This window comes from Streptomyces sp. UH6, assembly GCF_013421635.1.
Taxonomy (GTDB): Bacteria; Actinomycetota; Actinomycetes; order Streptomycetales; family Streptomycetaceae; genus Streptomyces; species Streptomyces abyssomicinicus.
In genome coordinates, this window is sequence record NZ_JACADT010001008.1 from 1 (window position 1) to 2016 (window position 2016).

The 2016-nt window shown below is 71.1% G+C and carries 1 protein-coding gene and 1 pseudogene; one reads left to right on the forward strand and one right to left on the reverse strand.

Annotation, left to right across the window (positions count from 1 at the left end; genetic code table 11):
* Positions 1 to 241: pseudogene (locus HW445_RS28580) on the reverse strand (SGNH/GDSL hydrolase family protein); the annotation flags it as partial.
* A gap of 167 nt (positions 242 to 408) precedes the next feature.
* Here HW445_RS28580 and HW445_RS28585 point away from each other — a divergent pair.
* Complete coding sequence (locus HW445_RS28585; protein ID WP_180223742.1) at positions 409 to 1797, forward strand: cystathionine beta-synthase; 1389 nt, start codon at positions 409 to 411, stop codon at positions 1795 to 1797.
* Positions 1798 to 2016: the final 219 nt, after the last annotated feature.

Sequence of the window (2016 nt, forward strand, 5' to 3'; positions counted from 1 at the left end):
AGTCGCCCAGCATCACCAGCCGCAGCGGCGGGTTGACCGGTGCGGCGAAGGACGCCCCGTACAGCCCGTCGGCGCCGGGGACGTGCGGGTCGTACCCGTTGGTCACGGTCCGCCGGGCCAGATGGATCTCGGCCAGCAGCAGTCCGGCGGCCGCGGCGCCCGCCAGACCGATCCCGCTCCCGCCGTACGCGGCGCCGGCCGCGATCCGCCGGGCCACGCGTGCCCTCGACGTGCTCGACATCCCTCGCCGCCACCTCCTCGTCGCCGGCGTCCCGTACCGCCCGGTTACTCCTTGCTTGCCCCGTGGAGGTGGTCCGCCAATCGCGATCGTGACGAGTCCGCGACGGTCGGTCAGGGCCCGTAGGGTGGGACCCACCGCATCAATGACGAAAGCGACCGGAGACAACGGTGGAATTCCACGACTCGATGATCAGTCTCGTCGGCAACACGCCGCTGGTGAGGCTCAACAGGGTGGCCGAGGGGATCGAGGCCACGGTCCTCGCCAAGGTCGAGTACTTCAACCCCGGCGGATCGGTGAAGGACCGCATCGCCCTGCGGATGATCGAGGCGGCGGAGCAGAGCGGCGAGCTGCAGCCGGGCGGCACCATCGTCGAGCCGACCAGCGGGAACACCGGCGTGGGCTTGGCCATCGTGGCGCAGCAGAAGGGCTACCGTTGCGTCTTCGTCTGCCCCGACAAGGTCAGCACGGACAAGATCAACGTGCTGCGCGCGTACGGCGCGGAGGTCGTGGTCTGCCCGACGGCCGTCGACCCTGAGCACCCGGATTCGTACTACAACGTGTCCGACCGCCTGGTCCGCGAGATCCCCGGCGCCTGGAAGCCGGACCAGTACTCCAACCCGAACAACCCGCTCTCCCACTACCACTCCACCGGCCCCGAGCTGTGGAAGCAGACGGAGGGCAGGATCACCCACTTCGTCGCGGGCGTGGGCACCGGCGGCACGATCTCCGGCACCGGCCGCTACCTGAAGGACGCGAGCGAGGGCCGCGTCAAGGTGATCGGCGCGGACCCGGAGGGGTCCGTCTACTCCGGCGGCTCCGGCCGTCCGTACCTGGTCGAGGGCGTGGGCGAGGACTTCTGGCCCACCGCCTACGACCGGACGGTGGCCGACGAGATCGTCGCGGTCTCCGACAAGGACTCCTTCCGGATGACCCGCCGCCTCGCCAAGGAGGAGGGCCTGCTGGTGGGCGGCTCCTGCGGCATGGCCGTGGTGGCGGCGCTGGAGGTCGCGAGGAAGCTCGGCCCGGACGACGTGGTCGTGGTGCTGCTGCCGGACAGCGGCCGCGGGTACATGAGCAAGATCTTCAACGACGAGTGGATGGCCGACTACGGCTTCCTGGAGGACACGGGCCCGAGCGCGCGGGTCTCCGACGTGCTGAACGACAAGGACCACGGCATGCCGTCGCTGGTCCACATGCACCCCGACGAGACGGTCGGCCAGGCCATCGAGGTGCTGCGCGAGTACGGCGTCTCGCAGATGCCGATCGTGAAGCCGGGGGCGGGTCACCCGGACGTGATGGCGGCGGAGGTCGTCGGCTCCGTGGTCGAGAAGGAGCTGCTGGACGCGCTGTTCACCAAGCGGGCGGAGCTGAACCACCCGCTGGAGCGGCACATGTCCGCGCCGCTGCCGCAGGTGGGGTCGGGTGAGCCGGTGGAGGACCTGATGGCGGTGCTGGGGTCCGCGGACGCGGCGATCGTGCTGGTGGACGGCAAGCCGACGGGGGTCGTCAGCCGGCAGGACCTGCTGTCCTTCCTCGCGAAGGGCGGGGAGCGCTGACGGCGTCGTCGGCGTTGCCGGAAGTGGTACTCGCGCGTCACGTGCGCGCAGCACGGGGTTAACACGGGTCCGGCATGGTTGTTCCTGCCGGTGAGAGTGGGAGCGGCTCCCCGCCTCGGCCGGTGCGCGCGATGCCCGGTCCTGACCCGGTCCGCGTTCGGCGCGGGAACCGCCGTCGTCCCGGCCCCCCGGCAACGGGGGGCGCGGCGGTTCCCGCGA